Origin of the sequence: Ramlibacter sp., assembly GCF_028291745.1 — a bacterium.
Taxonomy (GTDB): domain Bacteria; phylum Pseudomonadota; class Gammaproteobacteria; order Burkholderiales; family Burkholderiaceae_C; genus Ramlibacter.
In genome coordinates this window covers 1-21,884 of the sequence record NZ_JAQGNQ010000002.1, presented here as the reverse complement: position 1 = coordinate 21,884, position 21,884 = coordinate 1, and the positions used below count along the sequence as shown (strand labels likewise).

Below are 21,884 nucleotides of genomic sequence, written 5' to 3'. Positions count from 1 at the left end.
CAAAACGGTCTGTACGGATGTACAGTCGGCATGCCGCAGGTGACTGCCACTTTAACGTCTTACGGATGAGTAGGATGACAAGCCTGCGCGTTTGTCAGAAAGTACCAGGCGCCGTGATGGTCTACAGTAGACAGGTTCGGCAAACGACCAGCACGCAGAGGGGATCGGATGGCAGCACCGCAGGATGCGCTTTGGGGGCGGACGGGATGAAGCTCGTCGCCCCGCTGTTCACGCTGAGCCTCCTGGCGGGGTGCGAGGCGCACGTCGTGCAGGACGACGGGCGCTCCGTCGTGGTGGAGGGCCGCAAGTGGACCACGTCGGCCTCGCTGCAGACCGCGGCCGATACCGAATGCCAGAAGCGGGGCCTGCGCGCCTTCTTCCGCTCCAACGACCACGGGCAATACATCTTCGACTGCGTGCACGCCTCGCGGCCCCTGAAGTGAGGGCCGCGGCGGCGCGCTTCAGTCCGGCTTCTTCGGAATTTCCAGTCCGCGCATCACGGCCGGGCGCGTCACGAAGGCATCGAGCACGCGCCTGACTTCGCCGAAGGCATCGAAGCCGACCAGCTCGCCCGCGCCATAGAAGCCCGCCAGGTTGCGCACCCACGGAAAGATCGCGATGTCGGCGATCCCGTACTCCTCGCCCATCATCCACTGGCGGCCCTTGAGGTGCGCATCGAGCACGCCGAGCAGGCGCTTGCTCTCGGCCACGTAGCGGTCGCGCGGACGCTTGTCTTCATAGTCCTTGCCGGCGAACTTGTGGAAGAAGCCGAGCTGGCCGAACATCGGGCCGATGCCGCCCATCTGGAACATCAGCCACTGGATCGCCTGGTAGCGCCGGGCGGGGTCCTGCGGCAGGAACCGTCCCGCCTTGTCGGCCAGGTAGATCAGGATGGCGCCCGACTCGAACAGCGCCAGCGGCTTGCCACCCGGACCCTGCGGGTCGAGGATCGCCGGGATCTTGTTGTTCGGATTCAGGGAGAGGAACTCGGCCGAGAGCTGGTCGTTGTTCTCGAATCCCACCCGGTGCGGCTCATATGGCAGCCCGGTCTCCTCCAGCAGGATGGACACCTTGACGCCGTTGGGCGTGGGCAGCGAATAGAGCTGGATGCGGTCCGGATGCCGCGCCGGCCACTTGCGGGTGATCGGAAAGGAAGACAGGTCGGTCGTCATGCGCGGTCCTGGGTGGCAAAGCGGCGAGTGTGGCGCAAACCTGCGGCACGCGTACTCGGCGCCCCGGCGGCCGGCCAGCAGCGCATCGCGAAACTGAGCATGGGGCGTTGTCGGACAGACAGCGACGTTGCCTTCCGGCGGTGAATACTTTTTGCTGCGCTATTCTGTGTGTACTGTCTCTCTACCCGCGCATGTTTTGTGCGCGGGCGCAGGCGACGCCTCTCGGACGTCCTGCATTGGGCCCGCCTTGTGCGGGCTCCTTTTCTTTGCGTTCCGATCCGCCCTCCGCCCCTTGATGCTCTGCCCCACGGCACCAACTCACTTGCATGGCCACGCTTTCCGTCCTTGATCTTTCCCCCATCACCCAGGGCAGCGATGCAGCCCGGTCCTTCCGCAATTCGCTGGAGCTGGCACAGCGGGCCGAGCAGCTCGGCTATCGCCGCTTCTGGCTGGCCGAGCATCACGGCATGCCGGGCATTGCCAGCGCCGCGACCGCGGTGCTGATCGGTCACGTGGCCGGTGGCACGCGCACGATCCGCGTGGGAGCCGGCGGCATCATGCTGCCCAACCACTCGCCGCTGGTGATCGCCGAGCAGTTCGGCACGCTCGCCTCGCTGTACCCGGAGCGCATCGACCTGGGCCTGGGGCGTGCGCCCGGCTCGGACCAGCGCACCTCCCGGGCGCTGCGCCGCAACCTCAGCTCCGATCCCGACCAGTTCCCGCGCGACGTGGTGGAGCTGATGGACCTGTTCTCCGATGAGCCGCAGCAGCCCGTACGCGCCGTTCCGGGCACCGGGCTGAAGGTGCCGATCTGGATCCTGGGGTCCAGCCACTTCGGGGCGCAGCTCGCCGCGATGCTGGGGCTGCCGTATGCGTTTGCCTCGCACTTCGCGCCGGCGGCGATGGAGCAGGCGATCGCCTTGTACCGCTCCACCTTCAAGCCCTCGGCGCAATTGGCCAAGCCGTACGTGATGCTGGGATTCAACGTGTTTGCCGCCGACCGCGAGGAGGACGCGGCGGTGCTTGCCACCTCGATGCAGCAGGCTTTCGTGAACCTGCGCACGGGCACGCCCTCGCGCCTGCCGCCGCCGGTGCCCGGCTACCGCGAGACGCTGGGTTACCAGGAGCGAACCATGCTCGACGAAGTGCTCTCATGCACGGCCATCGGCTCGCCGGACACGGTGCGCCGCTCGCTGCGTGCCTTCATAGCCCGCACCGGCGCCGACGAACTGATGATCACCTGCCAGATGTTCGACCACACCGCCCGGCTGCGGTCTTACGAGATCGCGGCGGAGGTGATCGGCTGAAGGCAGCGGACCTCCGAACAGCCAAGTATCCGGACGCAGAAGACGCTTTTGCGTGTTCTGCGTCCGGCTGCCCGTGTCCGGCTGCCCTCAGCCCTTGCGCTTCAGCTCGCTCTTGTGCTGGATGATGCGGCTCACCAGGCCGTAGGTGATCGCTTCTTCGGCCGAGAGCCAGCGGTCGCGTTCGATGTCTTCCTGCACCTCTTCCAGCGGCTTGCCGGTTTCGCGCGAGATCGTGCGCGCGATGCGCTCGCGCGCCTTGATGATTTCCTGCGCGTGAATCGCGATGTCGCTCGCCGGGCCGCCCGCGCCGCCCGAGGGCTGGTGGATCAGGAAGCGGGTGTTGGGCGTGCAGACGCGCCGCTCCCTGGGCACCGACAGGTACAGGTGGGTCGCGGCGCTGCCGACCCAGCCGGTGCCGATCATGTTCACCGGGGCGTTGATGAAACGGATGATGTCGTGGATCGCATCGCCCGATTCGAGGTGGCCGCCGGGTGAGCTGACCAGCATGTCGATGGGCGCGTCGGACTCGGCGTCGAGTGCGATCAGGCGGCGCGCGATGTCGCTCGCGCTGGTGTCGCTGATGGCCCCGAACAGCAGCACGGTGCGCGACTTGAAGGCTTTCTCCTCGAGAAAGGCGTTGCGCGGTTCGGCCGTTGCTGCCGGGGTTTCGGGATCTGGATGTTCCATGGGTGCCTCCTGGGGCGCACATCATGCCCGATGGCCGCACCGCCCGGCTGCGCGGCGGCCGCATCCCCTCGCGCGTGAAGTCCCTGCAGCCCGCCACGACGGCCGGCCATGCTAAGGTCCGGATCTTCGGGTTTACCCGGAGTCCGCGCGATCCCGCCGGGCTCCCTCTCTTCGCGTCATGACACTCCCCCGGCTGCAGCCCGAGCAAGGGCCTCCCCTCACTCGTCCGTCTCGTTCCGCCACTGCTCCCGATCGCACGCTGCTGCGGGCCGTGCTGGCCCTCGGCGTCGGCGGCTTCTCCATCGGCACCGGCGAATTCGTGATCATGGGGCTGCTGCCCGAAGTCGCGCACGACCTGGGCGTCACCATTCCGCAGGCCGGCCACGTGATCAGCGCCTATGCGCTGGGCGTGGTGATCGGTGCGCCGGCACTGGCCGTGCTGGCGGCCGGCTGGGGCCGCCGCGCGCTGCTGATCGCCTTGATGGCCGCGTATGCGGTGGCCAACTTCGGCTCGGCGCTGGCGCCCGGCTACCTTTCCTTGAACCTGCTGCGCTTCGTCTCGGGATTGCCGCACGGCACCTACTTCGGTGTCGCAGCCTTGGTCGCAGCTTCGCTGGCGCCACCGGGAAGGCGGGCTGCGGCGGTGGGAATGGTGATGCTGGGCCTGACCGGCGCCACGCTGGCGGGCGTGCCGATCGCCTCCGCGCTGGGCCAGCATTACGGCTGGCGTGCCGCCTTCGTGTTCGTCGGCGTGATCGCGCTGCTGGCCGTGGTGCTGGTCCGCCTCTACGTGCCGGCAATGCCGGTGCAGCGCGGTGCCGGGCCGCTGCGCGAACTGCAGGCGCTGCGCAATCCGCACGTGTGGCTCACGCTGGCGATAGGCGCCATCGGCTTCGGCGGCATGTTCGCCGTGTTCAGCTACATCAAGCCGACGCTGATCGAGGTGGCCGGGCTGCCGCTGGCCCGCGTGCCGCTGATGCTGGCCCTGTTCGGCACCGGCATGGTGGTGGGCAACCTGGTGGGTTCGCGGCTCGCGGACCGTTGGCTCATGCGAACCATCGGTGGACTGCTGCTGTGGTCGTTTCTGGTGCTGGGCGGCTTTGTCTTCGCGGCGCATCACGTCGCGACCGCGGCGCTGGGCCTCTTCCTGATCGGAACCATCGTCGCGATCGCGCCGGCCCTGCAGATCCGCCTGATGGACGTGGCCGGCGAAGCGCAGACCCTGGCTGCGGCCTTGAATCACTCGGCCTTCAACCTGGCCAATGCGCTGGGCGCGTGGCTGGGCGGCGTGGCGATCAGCGCCGGGCTGGGCTGGACCTCGACCGGCTGGGTCGGTGCCCTGCTGGCCCTCGGCGGCCTGGGCGTCTTCGCGCTCGCGCTGCGGGCCGATCGCCATCGCCACTCACCGGGCGGAGCGGCGACGCAGGCCTGACCCTCAGTTGCTGCCCGCTGCCGCGTTGAAGCCGCCGGCGCCAAGGCGCGCCTGTGCGGGGCGGCTGCCCATGTCGGCGGCGCGTTGCAGCCAGCGCTCGGCCAAGGCAATGTCTTGCGGCGCCGTGGTGCCCTTCTGGAACGCAACGGCCAGGAAGTAGCTCATCTCCATGCGGCCGTAGTGCACCGCCTCGGGCGTGACCTTGCCGCAGCGCTTCACGATGGCCGGCACGTCGCCTTGGCCATCGGCAAAGGCCTGCATCTGCTGGATGGTGTCGGTGAGGAAGCGGTCGCGCTCGAGCTTGGCCAGGTTGCGGTCGGGCATGAGCTTGACGAGTTCGTCGGCCATGATGGGCAGGAACTCGAAGGGCGTCATGCCGCCGCGGGCGCGCGGCGAATACCAGGCGCGCAGCATCGCCTTGTCGAGGGGCAGCAGCCCTTCGGTGTGGGTGGTGAAGTAGCTCAGCACCGTCTCGCCATCCGGGTGACCGCGCACGCCCATGACGTGCATGGACTCGTGATAGGCGCAGCGCCGCTCTTCGCTGTCGCGCATCTGCATGGTCACGGAGTCGAGCTTGTCCTCGGTGCGGAAATTCAGCCGCGTCTCGCAGGGCTGGTTGTCCGAGAGGGCGGCGTCCGGCGTGATCTCGATGCTCACGTTGGCCAGCTGCGCGGCATCGGGACGGTCGGTGACGTCGATCACCTTCACACCAGCCTCGCCGGCGGCGGCCCGCAGGGCGGTCAGAGCGTGCTGCTTGTGGGCGGCCACGTTGGTCCCGTAGACGCGGACCTTGATGTCCTGCTCCCAGCGCACGAGCCGCGTGGGCGTGCCGCTCTGGTGCCACAGCACTTCCCACATCGTGTTCATGCCTTGTTCGAACTCATCGGCGTGCGCCATGCACGGGCTGAACACGGCTGCGGCCAGGAGAGCGATGACGCCAGACTTCCACATCGGAGCGATTCCTTCGTTGAATTGAACGAAGTAGGAGCACGCCTACGCGTGAGAGTTCAGTCCGACACGCGAATGCGCGCTTATGACGCGAAAAATCCCGCACTGCGCAGCTACATGCCGCACCATCCCAGTCCCGCTACACGGCCTTGCAATTAGGCGCCATGCGTACGCCTGCCGTTACGCGGCGTCCCGCAAGATGGACATCGACAACTTCGAAGGACCTACAAGATGAAAGCCAGAACTCTTCTCTGCAGTCTCGTGATCGCATCGCTGGGGGCGGGCACTGCCGCCTTCGCCCAGCCCCGCCGCGACGACAACGGCCGCGGCAACGATGCGCGCCAGGAGCAGCGCGACAACCGCAACAACCCCAACGGCCGCAACGGCCGCAACGACCACAACGACCGCAACGACCGCAACGACCAGAACAACGGTCGCAGCAACAACCGCGATGAGCACCGCTTCTACGACGCCCGCAGTCCCGAGTTCCACCGCGGCGGCCGGCTGCCCAACGAGTACCGCAACCGGCAGTACGTGGTGAACGACTGGCGCGGCCACCGTCTCTCGGCCCCGCCGCGCGGTTATCAGTGGGTGCAGGTCGGGCCCGACTATGTGCTGGCGGCCGTCGCCACCGGCATCATCGCCAACCTGATCGTCAACCGCTAGCAGCCAGACTCCGTGGGCGCTACCACTCGCCGCCCACGGCCTTGACCAGGAGCACGGAGACCAGCAGCCGCTGGCCGAGCAGCTGCGCCACCTGGCGCTGCGCGGTCAGCAGCGACTGCTGGGCCGTGATCACCTCCAGGTAGCTCGCCGCGCCGCCCTCGTAGCGGTCGTTGGCGAGATCCAGCACGCGCTGCGCGCTCTGCTCGGCCAGGTTGGCCTGGGCCAGGCCGCGGTCCAGCGCGACGCTGCCGTTGATGCCGTCCTGCACTTCCTGCATGGCCGTGAGCACGGTGCGGCGGTAGTTGGCCACGGCCAGCTGGTAGCCCGCCTGCGCGATCGCCACGTTGGCGTCCGTGCGGCCGGCGTCGATCAGCGGCTGCGTGACCGAAACCCCGAAGGACCACAGCAAGCTGGGCACGTCGAACAACATGCCAAGGTTGCGTGAGTCCACCCCCAAGGTCGGATTGAGGAAGACGCTTGGATAGTAGGCGGCGCGCGCGATGCCGATCTGCGCATTCGCTGCCGCCATCGCCCGCTCGGCGGAAGCCACGTCGGGCCGCCGCTGCAGCACTTCGGAGGGCACCGCCACCGGCACGGCCGGCGCGCTGCGCGGGGTGATTTCCGCGGGCACCGCAAAGAGCGGCGCGGGGCGGCCGATCAGCGCCGCGATCGCCGTTTCGAACTGGCTGCGCTGGCGGCGCAGCACGTCGACCTGCGTCAGCGTCTGATCGAGCAGGGCCTGCTGCTGTGCCACATCGAGCCCCGACGTCGCGCCGAGCTGGTGGCGCGCGGTCGCGAGATCGAGCGCGCGGCGCTGCAGCGCGATCGATTGCGCCAGCACGTCGAGCTCGATATCGAGCTCGCGCAAATTGAAGTAGTTGGCCGCCAGGTCGGTGGTGAGGACCAGCCGCACGTTCTGGAAGTCGGCGGCCGTCTGTTCGGCCAGCGCGCGCGCCGCGTCGACGGTGCTGTGCACGCGACCCCAGAGGTCGGCCTCGTAGGCCACCGAGAAGCTCAGGCCGAAGTCGTTCTGCACCGTCTGGAAGTTCGGCGCGTTGTAGTTGGTGAGCGGCCGGTTGGCCGAGATCTCCTGGCGCGCGGCCCGCATGCTGGTGGAGAGCTGCGGGAACAGGCCCGACGCCTGCACGTCGACTTGCGAGCGTGCCTGCGCCAGCCGCGCGGCGGCGGCATCGAGATTGGGGTTGGCGGCCAGCGCCTGCGCTTCGAGCGCGTCGAGTTGCGCGTCACCGAAGCTGTGCCACCACGCGCCGCGCACCGCGGCGTCGTCGGGCTTGGCCAGTTGCCAGCCCGGCTCGGTCTTCCAGGAGGCGGGCACTTCCAGCTGCGGCGGCCGATAGGGCGGCGTGACCGAGCAGCCCGCGAGCGCCGCGACCGCGGCGAGCAACAACACACGCCGCATCACGGTGTGCCCTTGGCCGGTGCCGGTCCCGGCGTCGCGCCGCGCGTCTCCGCGACCACCTGCACCTTGTCGCCGGCAGCCAGCGAATCGGAGGGATTGAGCACCAGCGTCTCGTTGCCCTGCAGGCCTTGCGCCACTTCCACCGTTTCACCGTAGTTCCGGCCCAGGCGCACCGGCACCATCTGCACGGTGCCGGCCGGATCGACCTTGGCCACCAGCGTGCCTTGGCCACGGAACAGGAGCGCGTTGGACGGAATGGTGAGGGCGCCGCTGGCCAGCGCCGACAGCTCCACCTGCACGAAGGCGCCGGGCAGCAGCGCGGCATCGCGATTGGGCAGCGCGATTTCGACCTGCATCGTGCGCGTGGCGGTGTCGATGGAGCCCGCCGTGCGCGCGACCTGGCCCGCAAAGCTGCGGCCGCGGATTTCGGCCTGCGTCACCACCGCGGGCTGGCCCTGCCGCACGAGCTGCGCATAGGCCTGCGGCACGTTGACGTAGACGCGCAGCGGATCGGTCTGCGACAGCAGGAACAGCGGCTTGTTGCTGTCGATCAGGTCGCCGATGTCCACGTTGCGCCGCGTGATCACGCCGGAGAACGGCGCCAGCACGCGCTTGAAACCTTCGAGCTGCCGCAGCCGCTCGACGTTGGCATCCGCCCCGGCGAGGTTGGCGCGAGCCTGCACGTAGCCGCTGCGGCGCTCCTCGAGTTCCTGCTGCGACACGGCATCGCGCTTGCGCAGCGCCTCCCAGCGGTCCACCGTGGTCTTGGCGAGCTCCACGGTCGCGGCGGTCTGGTTGCGCGCGGCGATCGCCTGCGACAACTGTTGATCGAGCTCGGGCGTCTCGATCTCGGCAAGCAGCTCGCCCTTCTCGACGCGGCTGCCGATGTCCTTGGTCCAGCGGCGCAGATAGCCCCCGGCACGCGCCGACACCGGCGCCTGCACGAAGCCTTGCAGCGTGCCGGGCAGCACCAGCTTCTGGCCGGCGCCGGTGGCCTTGACCTGCGTGACGCGCACGTACTGCAGTGCGCTTTCCGCCGCATGCGCTTCCAGGGTGCGCGCGTTGCCGGCGCGCATGAACAGCACGCGGCCGGCACCGGCCGCCAGCAGCACGAGCACCGCAATGGTGGCGATGCGCGTGAAGCGCTGCACCCGGCGGCGCTGTGATTCGTCAACGACGTCGACGGGACCTTCTTGCGACATGATCAATCAACTTTCCAGGGGCAAGCCAGCGACCGGCGCGACGGCGCCATGGCCGCGCCGGGCAGCGCGGCGCGCCAGGCGCTCGTGCACGCCGGCGTACAGCACCGGCACGAACAAGAGGGTGGAGACGGTGGCGAACAGCAGCCCGCCGATCACGGCGCGACCGAGCGGCGCGTTCTGTTCGCCGCCCTCGCCCAGGCCGAGGGCCATGGGAATCATGCCGCTGATCATCGCCAGCGCCGTCATCAGCACGGGACGAATGCGGGTGGCGCCGGCGGATTGCGCGGCCGCCATGGGCGACATGCCGGTCTCGCGCTGCTGGCGCGCGAAAGCGATCACCAGGATCGAGTTGGCGGTGGCGACGCCCATGGTCATGATGGCGCCGGTCAGCGCCGGCACGCTGAGCGTGGTGCCGGTGATGAACAGCATCCAGGCAATGCCGGCCAGTGCCGCGGGCAAGGCGGCGATGATGATCGCCGCGTCGATCCACGATTGGAAATTCACCACCACCAGCAGGTAGACCAGAACGATCGCCATGGCCAGCCCGAGGCCGAGGCCGGCAAAGGAGTTCTGCATCGTCTGCACCTGGCCGCGCAGCTGCACCTGGTTGCCGCGCTTGAGCCTGGGCGTGACCTGGTCGACCAGCCGCTGCACCTCCGCGGCCAGGCCGGCGAGGTCGCGGCCCTGCACGCTGACATAGACGTCGATCGCCGGCTGGATGTTGAAGCGCGAGACGATCGGCAACTGGCGGCCCGGCTGCGCTTCCACCAGGTTGCCCAGCAGCTGCGGCGCACTGTTGCCGCCGGCCGCGCCGACCGGCAGATTGAGCAGCGAGTTGATCGAATCGACTTCGTACTGCGGGCTCTGCACCACGACGTTGTAGACCACGCCGTTCTGCGGATTCAGCCAGAAGGCCGGCGCCGTCTGCGAGCTGCCCGAGAGCGCGATCAGCACGTTCTGGCCGACGTTGCTGGCCGAGAGACCGACCTGCTGCAATCGCGTGCGGTCCATCTGCAGGTCGAGCGCGGGACCGTCCAGGCGCTGGTGCACGTGGGCATCGACCGCGCCCGGCACCGCGCGAATCTTCTTGGTCAGTTCCGCGGCCAGGGCGGCGTTGCCCGCCACGTCGTTGCCGGTGAACTGCACGTCGATCGCAGCCGGCAGCCCGAAGTTCAGGATCTGCGTGACGATGTCGGCCGGCTGGAAGAAGAACTCCACGCCCGGAAAGCGCCGCGGCAGCTCCGAGCGCAGCAGCGTCACCCAATGGTCGGTGGCACTGTGCCCCTCTTTCAGCGACAGCAGGATCTCGCCATCGAGCGTGCCGATGGTGCCGGCGTTGCTGTACGAGAGATTGATGCCGCTGTTGGGAATGCCGAGGTTGTCGAGGATCGTCTCCAGCTCGGTCGCCGGCACGATCTGCCGGATCGCCTGCTCCACCCGGTCGGCCAGGCGCGCCGTCTCCTCGATGCGCGTGCCGGTGGGCGCGCGCATGTGCAGGCGGATCTGGCCCGCGTCCACGGTCGGAAAGAAGTCGCGCCCCAGCACCGGCGCCAGGCCGCAGGACAGCACGCAGAAGGCCAGGAAGAGCGCGCCGAAGCGGCCCTTGCTGGCCAGCAGCGACGAGAGCATCACGGCATAGCTGACGCGCAGGCGCTCGAACTGCCGGTCGAAGGCCAGGTACACGCGCTGCAGCGGCCCGGGCGGACCCTGGTTGCTGCCGTGCTCCTTCATCATCAGCATCACCAGCGTGGGCACCAGCGAGCGCGAGAGGAAGTACGACGCGATCATCGCGAACACCACCGCCTCGGCCAGCGGCACGAACAGGAAGCGCGCCACGCCCGAGAGGAAGAACATCGGCACGAACACGATGCAGATGCACAGCGTGGAGACGAAGGCCGGCACGCCGATCTCGCCCGCGCCCACCTCGATGGCCTGCAGCAGCGGCTTGCCCTCGTGCATGTGCCGCTCGATGTTCTCGATGGTCACGATCGCCTGGTCCACCAGGATGCCGACCGAGAGCGCCAGGCCGCCCAGCGTCATGATGTTGAGCGTCTCGCCCAGCGCGAACAGCACGAGGATGGAGGCGAGGATCGACAGCGGAATCGTCAAACCGATGATCAGCGTGCTGCGCCAGTTGCCCAGGAACAGCAGCACCATCGCCGCCGTCAGCGCCGCCGCGATCACCGCCTCGGCAACGACCCCGGTGATCGCCGCCGTCACGAAGATGGACTGGTCGAACAGCGTGGCGATCTTGATGTCCGGCGGCAGCTGCTGCGCGGCGATCGGCAGCATCGCCTTGAGGTTGGAGACGATGTCCAGGGTGGAGGCGCCGCCGTTCTTCAGGACCGACAGCAGCACGCCGCGCTGGCCGTCCTGCCGCACCACGTTGGTCTGCGGCTGGAAGCCGTCGCGCACGAAGGCAACGTCGCGCAGGTAGGTGGTCGTGCCGCCGCTGGTGCGCACCGGCAGGTCGTTAAGGCCCGAGATCGCCTCGGGCGAGCCGTTCATGCGCACCGTGTACTCGGTGTCCCCGAGCTTGGCGGTGCCGGAGGGCAGGATCAGGTTCTGCGTGTTGACGGCATTGACCACGTCGGCCGGCGCCAGGCCGCGCGCCTGCAGGGCCTGGGTGTCGAGGTCGACCGAGATCACCTTGACCTTGCCGCCGTAGGGAAAGGGAATCGCCACGCCCGGAATGGTGACGAGGCGCGGGCGCAGCGTGTTGATTGCGTCGTCGAACACCGTCTGCTCGGGCAGCGTGCCGCTGGAGAGCGCGAGCTGCACCACCGGGATGCTGGAAGCGGAGTACTTGATCACCAGCGGCGGGGTGATCCCGGGCGGCAGCTGCCGCACCTGCGTCTGCACCGCGGCCACCGTCTGGGCGATGGCGGACTGGATGTTCGCGTTGGGCTGGAAGAACACCTTGAGCACCGACACGCCGGGCAGCGAGGTCGATTCGATGTGCTCGATGTCGCTGACCGTGGTGGTCAGCCCGCGCTCGCTGGAGGAGGCGATGCGCTGCCCCATCTCCTGCGCGGGCAGGCCCGTGTAGTTCCAGATGATGCTCACCACCGGAATGTTGATTTCCGGAAAGATGTCCGTGGCCATGTTGCGCAACGCCAGCGGCGTGGCCAGCACGATCAGCATGGCCATCACGATGAACGTGTAGGGGCGCCTCAGCGCCAGCGTGACGAGGGACATCGGGCAGAGGGGGGAAGGTACAGCGGGACGGAACTGCCCATCATAGGGGAAGGTGCTCGCCGCGCCAACAGCGGATTCACCCCGCGTTGACCGCTCCCCGTCGCTTGACGGTCCTGAGCGTCAGCGCTGAAATCACTGCCGATTTCGGAGCAATCCGTCGTCACCGGCCCATTGCCGGTTTTCACCACCCCCGCGGGAACCACGTTCCCGCAGGGGCGGTGGGTCCCGCTCGATCTTCTTCATGGAGGAATGAGATGGAACCCACCGACTACGACACGCACTACGACAACTGGTCCAACCAGATCGCTGCCATCGCGCAGTTGCTGACCGACCAGCCGGGTCGTGCCATCGAGCTCGCCATGGAGGCGGGCGGTGAACAGGCAGTGCGGGCGATGTTCGATGCCGTCCTCGACCAGGGACACCGCAAGGCGCTGGTCGATGCGCTGAAGTCGCCGGCGCTGGCCGACGGGGCGCGCAAGCTGCTGGAGAGCCTCCTGTACGGGAGCATCCGGCCGCTGGCCGCCCTGCTGCTGAAGAAGCTGACCTGATCGTCCGGGTTCAGCAAACCAAAGGCCTGCCCTCCGGGGCGGGCCTTTTCATTGCCATGCGGTCAGCGGACCAGCTTGAGCGGCGGCCGCCCCAGGGCATTCACGTTGAACTCGAAGCGGCGCAACTGTTCCGCCGTCGGCCACGTTCCGTACTCCTTGGCAAAGGCCAGCTTGCGTTGGTTGGGCGGGAACTTGATTTCGCCGTTGCGCCCGAACTTGATGCCCTCGGCCGCCGCCGCCAGGAAGCCGCCGATGCCGCGGGTGTTTTCCGCCACGTGCCGGGCCGAGCCGAGATCTGCCATGGCATTGAATTCCGCCGGCGTGCGCGGCCTCCAGGGAGCGAAGGTGGCGGCGGCAAACCTCGCCCACTCTTCGTCGCTCATGACGATGCGGCCATCGATCACCTCCATCGCTGCCTCCTTGCGGGCCTTTTCCGGGGGCAATGAGCTTAGCAGCGGCGCACCTGCAGGCAAGCCGCGCCTCATCTCTTCTGCCGACGCGCCTTCGCCACCTTGCCCGCCTTCGCGGCCGCCGCCGCGTCGCGCGAGCGCTCCAGCCACTGCAGCGATTCGACGTGCGCGAGGAAGTGCCGCAGGTAGTCCGGCGACAGCTCGCGCATCAACTCCAGCGCTTGCAGCACCAGCACGTGCGAGTTCAGCGGGCCTGCTTGCGCCGGCTTGCGGGCCAGCGCCTGCTCCACCTGCTGTTCGCTGCGCTGCCGGTCCCAGGAGCCCCGAAAGCGGCGCGCACTGGCCAGTTCGTTCGCCTCGGGGGCATCTGCGCCAGCGGGGTCGCCGCGGCGCCCGGCCGCGCGGATGGATTCGTTCAAATGCATCAAGGGCGCGCATGCGGCCTTTGCCTGCGCCGGGGCGACCAGGCGGCGCATCGCGACGATGTCGCCCGTTACCTGCAGACGGCGCAGCGCCCCGGCCTGCGCCGGATGTCGGCCTATCAGGCCCTCGGCTTCCGCGCGTGCGGCCTGCTGGCACTGCTCGACGCGCGCGCCAAAATCGGCGAGTGCTGCTTGCAGCCGCTCCTGCAGCAGCCGCTGCACGGGAGCCGGCTGGCCTTGCAGCTTTTGCGCCAGCGCCTCCAGGTAGCGAAAGCGCACCGGATCGCTACGCCATCTGCCCTCGCTGCGCAAGCCGGCAAGCTGCTCCAGCAACGCGCTGCCTGCGTCCTGCGGCAAAGGGCTGGCCGCGGTCTCGCTCATGGCCGCCCGCTGTTCACCGCCGCGGGGGCTGCGGTTCTGGGCACCGGGGCCATCTCCACCCGCCGATTCAAGGAGCGCCCCTGTTCGCTGCCGTTGGAGGCGACGGGCTGTTCGGGCCCGAAGGCCGCCGCGAACACCTGCGCGGACGGCATGCCTTCCTCGATCAGCGCGCGCGTCACGGTGAGCGCGCGCTGCGCGGACAGCTCAAGGTTGTCGGCAAAGCGTCGGTTGCCTTCCTGGATCGGCTTGTCGTCGGTGAAGCCGCTGACCATCAGCATCTCGTTGCGCTCGCCCAGGTATACCCGCAGCGGCTGCACCAGGCTTTGCAGCAGTTGCCGCCCTTCGGGCCGCAGCTGGTCGGAGTTGAGCGGAAACAGCACGCTGCCGCTGATGCCGATGCGCCCCCCGTTGAGCGTGACGCGCCCCGAGGCCAGCGGAACGGCCAGCGCCTGTTCCAGCGCCATGCGCCGCTGCTCCTCGACGCGGCGCTTGCCCACCTCCTCCTGCAGATGCGACACCAGGTCCATCTGCACCACCAGCACGCCCACCAGCACCAGCACGAAGGCGCCCAGCAGGCCGGCCATCAGATCGCCGAACACCGCCCACACCGGCGCGGTCGCCTCGGCGCCGAGGTCGCCTTCATCCAGTTCCATCATCCGCGGCTACCCTCGACCAGCGCCAGCGGCTTGGCAGGCTTGCCCTCCAGCTGGCGCAGGTGGTCGACCAGGCCCTGTTGCGAGGCGATGCTCAGGTCGATCACCTCGCGCGCCTGCGCCACGTAGTAGGCAAGTTGCTCGTCGCTGCGCGCCGTGGAGCGCTGCAGCGAGGCTTCGATGCGCTGCAGCGTCTCGACCAGTTTCTCGTTGCTGGCCTGGAACTGCTGCACGCCCGCGCCGAACGCTTCGCCCAGGCTGGCCAGCTCCAGCGCGCTGCCGGTGACCTGCGCCGCCACTGCGCCGGCCGCTCCGGCGTGCGCATCGAGCGTGTGGGCAAACTGCTGCCCCGCGCGATCGAACAAGGAGCCCGCCGAGGCCACCAGGCTTTCGATCGCACCCCGCTGCGCGCCCGAGTCGTGCTGCAGCGCCTGCAGCAGCGCACCGAGCTGCTCCAGCAAGGCGCTGCGTTCGCTCAGGGCCAGGTTGTCGCGTTCGGCGACGCGGCTCATTTCCGCGCGCAGTTCGGTGATCACGCCGGCCGCGGCTTGCGGTACTTCCGCGGCGGTCTGCAGCAGGCGCGTCAACGGCGCTTCGAGCGCGGCGCCAAGCGTTGCGAGATGGCGCGTGACTTCGCCCTGCAGGTCGCCCAGGCGCGCGACTGCCGCTTCGCCGCGCAGGCTTTCCTCCTGCCGCAACGCGGCGAGTTCGCTGCGCCACAGGCCCGCAAGTTGGTCCATGCGCTGGCCGTGCTGCTCGCTCCAGCGCGCTTCGCTCTCGCTGCGCGCGTGCACCAATGCGTGCGATTGATCCAGCAGGCGCGCAACCTCGCCCAGCGTGCGGCCCGCCTGCGTGGCGGTGCGTTGCGTGATGTCGCTGCTGGCCTGCTCCAGCGCGGCCCACACGGCCTGCTGCTGCGCGACCGCCTGCTCGCCGGCACGCCCCCATTGCGCTTGCAGGTCGGCGGACATGGCCACCAGCGCCTGCGTGAAGGCCTGCAGCTTCTGCTGATGCGCGCGTTCCTGGTCTGATTGCGCGTGCGCCAGGCTGTCGGCAACGGTGGCAACGAGGCTGGCACTGCGCTGCTCGAAGTTGGCGGCGAAGGCCACGAGCGAGCGCTCCAGTCCCGCGCCCACGGCCTCGCTGCTGCGCTCGTGCCGCTGCAGCGCGGCCGACCAGGTCTGCGCCACGTTGCGCGCGCTGGCATCGAACTGCTGCGACAAGGTGTCCACCTGGCCCTGCGCCACGGTGCCCAGGCGCTCATGCAGGCGCTGCGCCTCTTGCACCACCTGCGCCATCGCGCCGACCACCACGGGCCGGATGCTCTCGCCCGCCGCGGCCGCACCGGCATCCAGGCTCTCCTTCAGCGCGGCGCCCACCGTGTGTGCGAGCTCGCCGTAGGCACGGGTGACTTCAGCCTGCAGCTGCGCGTGCCGGGCCAGCAGTTGCGCATCGAGCTGCTCGCTGCGCCGCTCCATGCGCTCCATCATCGCCTCGAGCTGGTGCACCACCTGCGGCAGCGCGTGCGCCTGCGCTTGCACCGCGCGCACCGTCTCCTGTCGCTGCTGCGCCCGTGAAAAGGGCAGCAAGGTGGTCGCGATCAGCGCATCGAGCTGGCGCGCCAGCTCCAGCCGCTCGCGCCGGCCGATCGCCGACATCAGGCCCAGCATGGCCGAGGCCGCGACGCCCGCCACCGAGGTGCCGAAGGAAAGCCCCAGGCCCTTGATCGGCGCCGCCAGCGCGGAGCGGATCGCCTGCAGATCGGTCGAGCCCTCCAGTGCGAAGACCGCGCCCTTGAAGGTGACGACCATGCCGAGGAAAGTGCCCAGCATGCCGAGCATCACCAGCAGGCCGACCAGATACGGCGTCAGCGCCGGCCCGGGCAGCCCCACCCGCTCGCCTTCGACGCGCAGGCGCACGGTGTTGCGCAGCGAGGGCGGCACCTGCGGCAGCCAGTCGGCGAGTTGCGCCAGCGGCTGCGGAACGTGATCCAGCGCCGCCGCCAGTCCGGCGCTCGCGGCGCGGTACTGCCGCAGCTCGAAGGCACCGACCAGGTACACCGCGCCGATCGCCACGGTCATCGCGAGCGGCAACCAGCCGGCGCCGACAAAGCCCAGCGCCACCCACAGGACGGCCGCTGCACCGATCGCGAAGGCGGCCACAAAAAAACGCTTGCTCATGCTCGATTCTTCAATTCATTGCCCAGGGCCTCGATCAGGCCCAGCACGGGTTGCAGGCGCAGGTCCAGTTCGGCCAGCAGCACCTGCCGCCACTCGCCGGCAAAGTCTTCCAGCCACGTGGCTGCGCCCTCGCTCGTGCCGTCGCCATTTGCTTGCGCGCGCAACTGGACGAAGCGCCGCTCCAGCAGCGTGGTCACCGTGGGCAGCACCGCCTGCTCGCGCGCGGCCAGCGCCTGGGCCAGGACGGCATCGAGCGCGGCCAGTTGACGCAGTCGCGGCGAGACGCGCGCGAGCGCCTGCTGCACGTGTTCGCGCAGGGGCTGGATCATCTGCTCCATCTGCCGCTGCAGTTCGAGGTGCCTTTGCTGCCAGGGCTTGCTGCCCTCGGGGCTGAGGGCCAATCTGCGCGGGTCCTGCGCGATCGCGCCGGCCAGCGCGCTGCGCACGCGCTGCAGGTCGGCGGACAGCGCCTCCGCCGAAACGGGCGGCGCATCGCCGCTGGCCGGGGCCGCTGTGCGGATCTGCCGGATCGCTTGCTGCGCCTGCTGCAGCCCGATCGCATCGAAGGCGTTCAGCCAGAGACTGAGCCGCTCGGCGACGTCCATGCCCGGCGTTTCCGCTTCCGCGGGCATCCACGCCGCCAGTTGGCGGACCAGGCTGGACTGGCCGAAAGTGCTGCGCAAGAAAACGATTCCTTGGCACGCGCCGTAGCGCGCGCTGACGAGGGTGGATGGGGTGGCGCCGGGCGCCGCGAAGTGCGCACACACGCGCGGCGCGGGGCCCGCTGCCTGCGGTGAAGCGTCCGGCGGACGCGACCCGTATTAGAAACGATCCGGCACGGCCTGCCCGCGCTGCTCCGTGCTGAATTCACGGGCCGGGAACACCGCAGCGCGCACTTGCCGCCACGCCGGCCCGCAGCGCTTCAGAGCGGAATCAGGTTCGACTTGAAGAAGCCGATGGTGCGGTCCCACGCCAGCTTGGCGGCTGCGGGGTCGTAGCGCGGCGTGGTGTCGTTGTTGAAGCCGTGCTGCGTGCCGGCGTACTGGTAGACGGCGAACTTCACGCCGGCGGCCTTCAAGGCCGCTTCGTACGCAGGCCAGGCCGCGTTGATGCGTTCGTCGGTGCCCGCCAGATTCACCAGCAGCGGTGCCTTCACCTTGGCCGCGTCTTCCGGCGGCGGCGTGTTGCCGTAGAAGGTGACGGCCGCATTGAGGTCCGGCAGGGCGGTCGCCAGCCAGTGCACGATGCCGCCACCGTAGCAGAAGCCGACCGCGCCCATGCGGCCGTTGCCGTCCGGGCGCGCGCGCAGCCAGGCCGCCGCGGCCAGGAAGTCCGCGCGAGTCTTGGGCTGATCGAGCGTGGCAAAGGCGGTGCGCGCCTTGTCCTCGTCGCCCGGATAGCCGCCCACTGAAGTGAGCGCGTCGGGCGCGAACGCCATGAAGCCGTCCAGCGCCAGCCGCCGGGCGATGTCCTCGATGTGCGGATTGAGGCCGCGGTTCTCGTGGATCACCAGCACGGCGGGCACCTTGCGCGTGCCGGCGGACGTGGGGCGCGCGAGATAGCCGCGGATGGTGCCGTGGCCGGCCGGCGATGGCACGGTCACCCATTCGCTCTTCACGCGCGCATCGTCCGGCTTGATCTGCTGGCCCGCCGCGAAGTCGGGGCTCAGGGCGGCCAGCAGGCCGGCGGCCGTCACGCCCGCCTTGGCAAAGCGCTGCGCGCGCTCGAGGAAGCCGCGCCGGTCCACGTCGCCGTGCACGTAGGCGTCGAAGAGAATCAGCAGTTCCTGGTCGAAGTCGTGGGCGGTGAGGCGGGTGGTCATGCGAGTCTCCTGCACGGAACAAGCGCGCAGCTTAGCGCCGCCCGCGCCGCGCGCCGCCGGCGTTACATTGCCTCACTCGCTCTTGACCTTGGCGCTTTTCACCAGGCCGACCCAGAACTTGCCGTCGTCCACCAGGAAGTTGCCGAAGGCCTCGGGCGAGGGCGACAGCGACACCTCCGTGCCCTCGCGCGCGAGCGCTGCTTTCACGGCCGGTTGCTGCATCGCGCTGACCGTGGCCTCATAGATCTTGCGGACGATGGGCGCGGGCGTGCCGGCCGGCACGAACATGCCGTACCAGAACTCGAGGTTGTAGTCGGGCAGGCCGGCCTCGCGCATGCCGGGCACGTCGGGCACCAGCGGCGAGCGCTCGCGGGTGCTGACGGCCAGCACGCGCAAGCGACCGCCGCTCGCCTGCGGCAGCACCGAGGGCGAGGTCCCGAAGGTCACTTGCGTGTCGCCGGCCATCACCGACTGGATCGCCAGGCTGCCACCGCGATACGGGACGTGCGTCATCTGCGCACCGGTCAGTTGCGTGAACAGCGCGGCACCGAGATGCGGCGCCGAGCCATTGCCGGAGGTCGAGTAATTGAGCCTGCCGGGCGACTTCTTCGCCGCCGCGATCAGCTCCGGCACGGACTGGATGCCGGTGGCGGGATTCACCGCCAGCACCAGCGGCGAAGTCGTCATCCTGGTCACCGGCAGCAGGTCGGCAGGCGCATAAGGCAGCTTGGGATTGAGCGCGGGATTGACCGAGATGCTGCTCGGGCTGGCGATCAGCAGCGTGTAGCCATCCGGCGGCGACTTGGCCACGATGTCGGCGGCAATGCTGGAGCCGTTGCCCGGCTTGTTGTCCACCAGCACCGGCTGGCCCAGGGCCTTGCCGAAGGCATCGCTCATCACCCGCGCCACGGTATCGGCAGCGCCTCCGGGCGCAAAGCCGATCACGAGCCGGATGGGGTGAGCGGGATAGCCCGCGGGCTGCGCCCAGGCCGCCACGCCGAGGTCGGCGAGGACCAGGGCTGCGGCAAGATTTCTTCTCTTCATGCCTTGTCTCCTTGGCCCGCCGCGGGCTCGTTCGTGCAGCAAAACTCAGGAAGCGATACGCAGCACGATCTTGCCCACGTGGCCGCCGGCTTCCATGCGGGATTTCGCCTGGGGCACTTCGGCGAAGGAGAACTCGCGGTCGATCTGCGGCCGGATGCGGCCGACCGCGATGTGCGGCAGCACCTCGGTGATGAAGCGCGGCACCGAGGCGGCGCGTTGCGCCTTGCTGCGCAACTTGTTCGACACGCCGAAGACGGCCAGCCGCTTGGCGTGCAGCACCTCGAGATCGAGGTCCGCATGCAGCACGCCGTCGACATAACCCACGGTGGCCAGTCGCCCCTGGAAGGCCATCGCGCGAATGTTCTCCGCGAACACCGAGCCGCCGACCGCGTTGATCACCAGGTCGGCGCCGTGCTGGTCGGTGGCCTGCAGGACCTCGGGTGCGAAGTCGGCCGTGCGCGTGCACAGGCCCACATCGAGGCCGTAGCGCTTGAGCGCATCCAGCTTCTCCTGCGAGCCGGAGGTGCCGATCACGCGCGCGCCCAACACCTTGCCAAGCTGCAGCGAGGCGACCCCGACGCCCGAGGACACGCCGTTGATCAACAGCCATTCGCCCGCCGCCAGGCGGCCCTGCAGCACCAGCATGTCGAAGGCGGTCAGGAAGGTCAGCGGGATGGCGGCGGCCTCTTCCCACGTCAGCGTGGAGGGTACGGCCATCGCTTCCGCGCAGTCCATCACCGCGTACTCGGAGAAGGCGCCGGGGCAGCGGCCCATGACGCGGTCGCCGGCGCGGAAGTCGCCAACGTCCGGCCCCACCGCCGCGACCACGCCCGCGCCTTCGCCGCCGATCGCCTTCCAGCTGCCCGTCGCGCCGTGCAGGCCATGGCCCGCCACGAACTCGCCGCGATTGAGGCTGGAGGCGTGCATGCGCACCAGCATCTGGCGCGGCCCGGGCTGCGGCACCGGCACGTCGCGCATTTCCAGCACGGCGTCGGCTTCGTTCATCTGCATCCACCACGACTGCATCGGTCTCTCTCCTTTGCCGGGCGGGAACCCGGATGGTCAGCGCAAGTGGCGCCTCACTTGCGCAGGTTGCGCAGCACCGCCTGCGTGAAGCTGGCGGTGTTGCCCTGGCCGCGGATGTCGCCGGTGCGCGCCTGCGCGTCGGCCAGCGCCGCGGTCGTGGCTTCGGACATGGACTTTGCCATGCGCACGGCGCCTTCGTTGCCGCGGCTGTGTCCGAGCCACTCGAACATCATGCGCGTCGACTCGATGATCGCGTAGGGATTGGCGATGCCGCGACCGGCGATGTCGGGCGCCGAGCCGTGCGTGGCTTGCGCCATCGCGACGTTGCCGTCGCCGATGCACAGGCCGGGTGCCATGCCCAGGCCGCCGACCAGGCCCGCGGCCTCGTCGGACAGGATGTCGCCGAACATGTTGGTGGTGACCACCACGTCGAAGCTTTGCGGATCGCGCACCAGGCGCATCGCGAAGGTGTCGACGATGACGTCGTCGACCAGCACGTCCGGGTATTCGGCGGCCAGCTTCTGGCACTCCTCCACGAACATCCCGCAGCTCAGTTTGAACACCGTGTCCTTGTGGATGTAGGTGAGATGCTTGCGGCGCTGGCGCGCCAGCTCGAAGGCGGCGCGCGCGACGCGGCGGCTGCCGGTGCGCGTGATCACACGGACCGACAGCGTGACCTCGTCGGTCGGACGGAACTCGCCCGAACCCAGCACCATGTTGCGATCGGGCTGGAAGCCCTCGTTGTTCTCGCGCACGATCACCAGGTCCACGTCGTCGTGCAGGCAGCCGATGCCGGGATACGAGCGCGTGGGCCGCACGTTGGCGAACAGGTTGAATTGCTTGCGCAGGATCGGATGCGGATTGATCGCGTTCGGTCCCTTCGGATAGGCGCGGTGGCCGATCGGGCCGAGGATCCAGCCGTCCAGGGTCTTCAGGGTGTCCAGCGTTGCGGGCGGCAGCGTGTGGCCATGGGTCTCGAGCGCGCGGGCACCGATCGGCAAGGGGCGCCAGTCGACGGCGACGCCATGCAGTTCGGCGGCGGCGCGGCTGATCTCCACGGAGGCGGGCACGATCTCGTGGCCGATGTCGTCGCCGTTGAGGATACCGATGCTCAGGGGTGCGGTTTGGGTCACGTTGATTCAGTCAGGGTTGCGGGCGGGCGAAAGACTGGGGGATGTGGATGTCATTGCGGGCTTGACCCGCAATCCACGACGGCGCTCGAATCAAGCGCTGCATGGATCCCGGCTCGAGGCCGGGATGACCATGGCGGTGACATCCATGGGGATGACCGCCACGGAGGCGGGCGAAGGCCGGCGCACCGGTCATTCGTCGAGATGGATGTTGCGGGCCTTGGCCAGGGTGGTCC

At 69.1% G+C, this 21,884-nt stretch carries 20 protein-coding genes; 5 read left to right on the top strand and 15 right to left on the bottom strand.

Annotated features, from left to right (window positions below; genetic code table 11):
• Nucleotides 1-206 precede the first annotated feature (206 nt).
• On the top strand, nt 207-443 hold the full coding sequence (locus JWP60_RS00160) for a hypothetical protein (RefSeq protein ID WP_299785185.1): 237 nt from the start codon (nt 207-209) through the stop codon (nt 441-443).
• Nucleotides 444-461: 18 nt separating this feature from the next.
• Here JWP60_RS00160 and JWP60_RS00155 read toward each other — a convergent pair whose 3' ends face one another.
• Complete coding sequence (locus JWP60_RS00155) at nt 462-1,172, bottom strand: glutathione S-transferase N-terminal domain-containing protein (protein ID WP_299785183.1); 711 nt, start codon at nt 1,170-1,172, stop codon at nt 462-464.
• A 326-nt stretch (nt 1,173-1,498) separates the two neighbouring features.
• Here JWP60_RS00155 and JWP60_RS00150 point away from each other — a divergent pair, with 326 nt between their 5' ends.
• Nucleotides 1,499-2,479, top strand: a complete 981-nt coding sequence (locus JWP60_RS00150; RefSeq protein WP_299785181.1) for an LLM class flavin-dependent oxidoreductase — start codon at nt 1,499-1,501, stop codon at nt 2,477-2,479.
• Between the two features lie 87 nt (nt 2,480-2,566).
• On the opposite strand, the gene JWP60_RS00145 is transcribed toward JWP60_RS00150, so the two are convergent.
• Nucleotides 2,567-3,166, bottom strand: a complete 600-nt coding sequence (locus JWP60_RS00145; RefSeq protein WP_299785179.1) for an ATP-dependent Clp protease proteolytic subunit — start codon at nt 3,164-3,166, stop codon at nt 2,567-2,569.
• Between the two features lie 178 nt (nt 3,167-3,344).
• On the opposite strand from JWP60_RS00145, the gene JWP60_RS00140 reads away from it, so the two are divergent.
• Complete coding sequence (locus JWP60_RS00140; RefSeq protein WP_299785177.1) at nt 3,345-4,598, top strand: MFS transporter; 1,254 nt, start codon at nt 3,345-3,347, stop codon at nt 4,596-4,598.
• A 3-nt stretch (nt 4,599-4,601) separates the two neighbouring features.
• On the opposite strand, the gene JWP60_RS00135 is transcribed toward JWP60_RS00140, so the two are convergent.
• Nucleotides 4,602-5,549 carry a hypothetical protein gene (locus tag JWP60_RS00135; protein WP_299785175.1) on the bottom strand — a complete coding sequence of 316 codons (948 nt, stop codon included), beginning with the start codon at nt 5,547-5,549 and terminating at the stop codon, nt 4,602-4,604.
• Between the two features lie 228 nt (nt 5,550-5,777).
• On the opposite strand from JWP60_RS00135, the gene JWP60_RS00130 reads away from it, so the two are divergent.
• Entirely contained in the window at nt 5,778-6,212 is a 435-nt protein-coding gene (locus JWP60_RS00130; RefSeq protein ID WP_299785173.1) for an RcnB family protein, read from the top strand.
• 19 nt (nt 6,213-6,231) lie between these two features.
• Here the strand turns inward: JWP60_RS00130 and JWP60_RS00125 are convergent, their stop codons facing one another.
• Genes JWP60_RS00125 through JWP60_RS00115 form a run of 3 tightly spaced genes read right to left on the bottom strand, consistent with a single transcriptional unit; the run spans nt 6,232 to nt 12,032 of the window.
• Complete coding sequence (locus tag JWP60_RS00125; protein ID WP_299785171.1) at nt 6,232-7,632, bottom strand: efflux transporter outer membrane subunit; 1,401 nt, start codon at nt 7,630-7,632, stop codon at nt 6,232-6,234.
• A complete protein-coding gene (locus JWP60_RS00120) occupies nt 7,632-8,834 on the bottom strand; it encodes an efflux RND transporter periplasmic adaptor subunit (RefSeq protein ID WP_299785169.1) in 1,203 nt (400 codons plus the stop codon). The genes JWP60_RS00125 and JWP60_RS00120 overlap by 1 nt, the downstream gene beginning before the upstream one ends.
• Nucleotides 8,835-8,840: 6 nt before the next feature.
• The gene (locus JWP60_RS00115; protein WP_299785167.1) at nt 8,841-12,032 is read right to left on the bottom strand and encodes an efflux RND transporter permease subunit; all 3,192 of its coding nucleotides are present in this window, start codon (nt 12,030-12,032) and stop codon (nt 8,841-8,843) included.
• A gap of 254 nt (nt 12,033-12,286) precedes the next feature.
• Between JWP60_RS00115 and JWP60_RS00110 the strand changes: the two genes are divergently transcribed.
• Nucleotides 12,287-12,580 (top strand): hypothetical protein, encoded by a 294-nt coding sequence (locus tag JWP60_RS00110; RefSeq protein ID WP_299785165.1) that lies wholly within the window; start codon nt 12,287-12,289, stop codon nt 12,578-12,580.
• A 62-nt stretch (nt 12,581-12,642) separates the two neighbouring features.
• Here the strand turns inward: JWP60_RS00110 and JWP60_RS00105 are convergent, their stop codons facing one another.
• From JWP60_RS00105 to JWP60_RS00065, 9 genes are all read right to left on the bottom strand, one after another.
• A complete protein-coding gene (locus JWP60_RS00105; protein ID WP_299785163.1) occupies nt 12,643-12,990 on the bottom strand; it encodes a hypothetical protein in 348 nt (115 codons plus the stop codon).
• A 71-nt stretch (nt 12,991-13,061) separates the two neighbouring features.
• Nucleotides 13,062-13,793, bottom strand: coding sequence for a DUF2894 domain-containing protein (locus JWP60_RS00100; protein ID WP_299785161.1), 732 nt, complete (start codon nt 13,791-13,793; stop codon nt 13,062-13,064).
• A complete protein-coding gene (locus tag JWP60_RS00095; protein ID WP_299785159.1) occupies nt 13,790-14,449 on the bottom strand; it encodes an OmpA family protein in 660 nt (219 codons plus the stop codon). The genes JWP60_RS00100 and JWP60_RS00095 overlap by 4 nt, the downstream gene beginning before the upstream one ends.
• A complete protein-coding gene (locus JWP60_RS00090; RefSeq protein WP_299785157.1) occupies nt 14,446-16,626 on the bottom strand; it encodes a DUF802 domain-containing protein in 2,181 nt (726 codons plus the stop codon). Before JWP60_RS00090 ends, JWP60_RS00095 begins: the two co-directional genes overlap by 4 nt.
• Nucleotides 16,623-17,309, bottom strand: a complete 687-nt coding sequence (locus tag JWP60_RS00085; protein ID WP_299785156.1) for a DUF3348 family protein — start codon at nt 17,307-17,309, stop codon at nt 16,623-16,625. The genes JWP60_RS00090 and JWP60_RS00085 overlap by 4 nt, the downstream gene beginning before the upstream one ends.
• Nucleotides 17,310-17,548: 239 nt before the next feature.
• Nucleotides 17,549-18,448: a dienelactone hydrolase family protein gene (locus JWP60_RS00080; protein ID WP_299785155.1), complete on the bottom strand. Its 900-nt coding sequence runs from the start codon at nt 18,446-18,448 to the stop codon at nt 17,549-17,551.
• A gap of 72 nt (nt 18,449-18,520) precedes the next feature.
• On the bottom strand, nt 18,521-19,492 hold the full coding sequence (locus JWP60_RS00075) for a tripartite tricarboxylate transporter substrate binding protein (protein WP_299785154.1): 972 nt from the start codon (nt 19,490-19,492) through the stop codon (nt 18,521-18,523).
• 45 nt (nt 19,493-19,537) lie between these two features.
• Nucleotides 19,538-20,518 (bottom strand): zinc-binding dehydrogenase, encoded by a 981-nt coding sequence (locus JWP60_RS00070; protein ID WP_299785153.1) that lies wholly within the window; start codon nt 20,516-20,518, stop codon nt 19,538-19,540.
• Nucleotides 20,519-20,571: 53 nt separating this feature from the next.
• On the bottom strand, nt 20,572-21,651 hold the full coding sequence (locus JWP60_RS00065; protein WP_299785151.1) for an isocitrate/isopropylmalate family dehydrogenase: 1,080 nt from the start codon (nt 21,649-21,651) through the stop codon (nt 20,572-20,574).
• Nucleotides 21,652-21,884 lie beyond the last annotated feature (233 nt).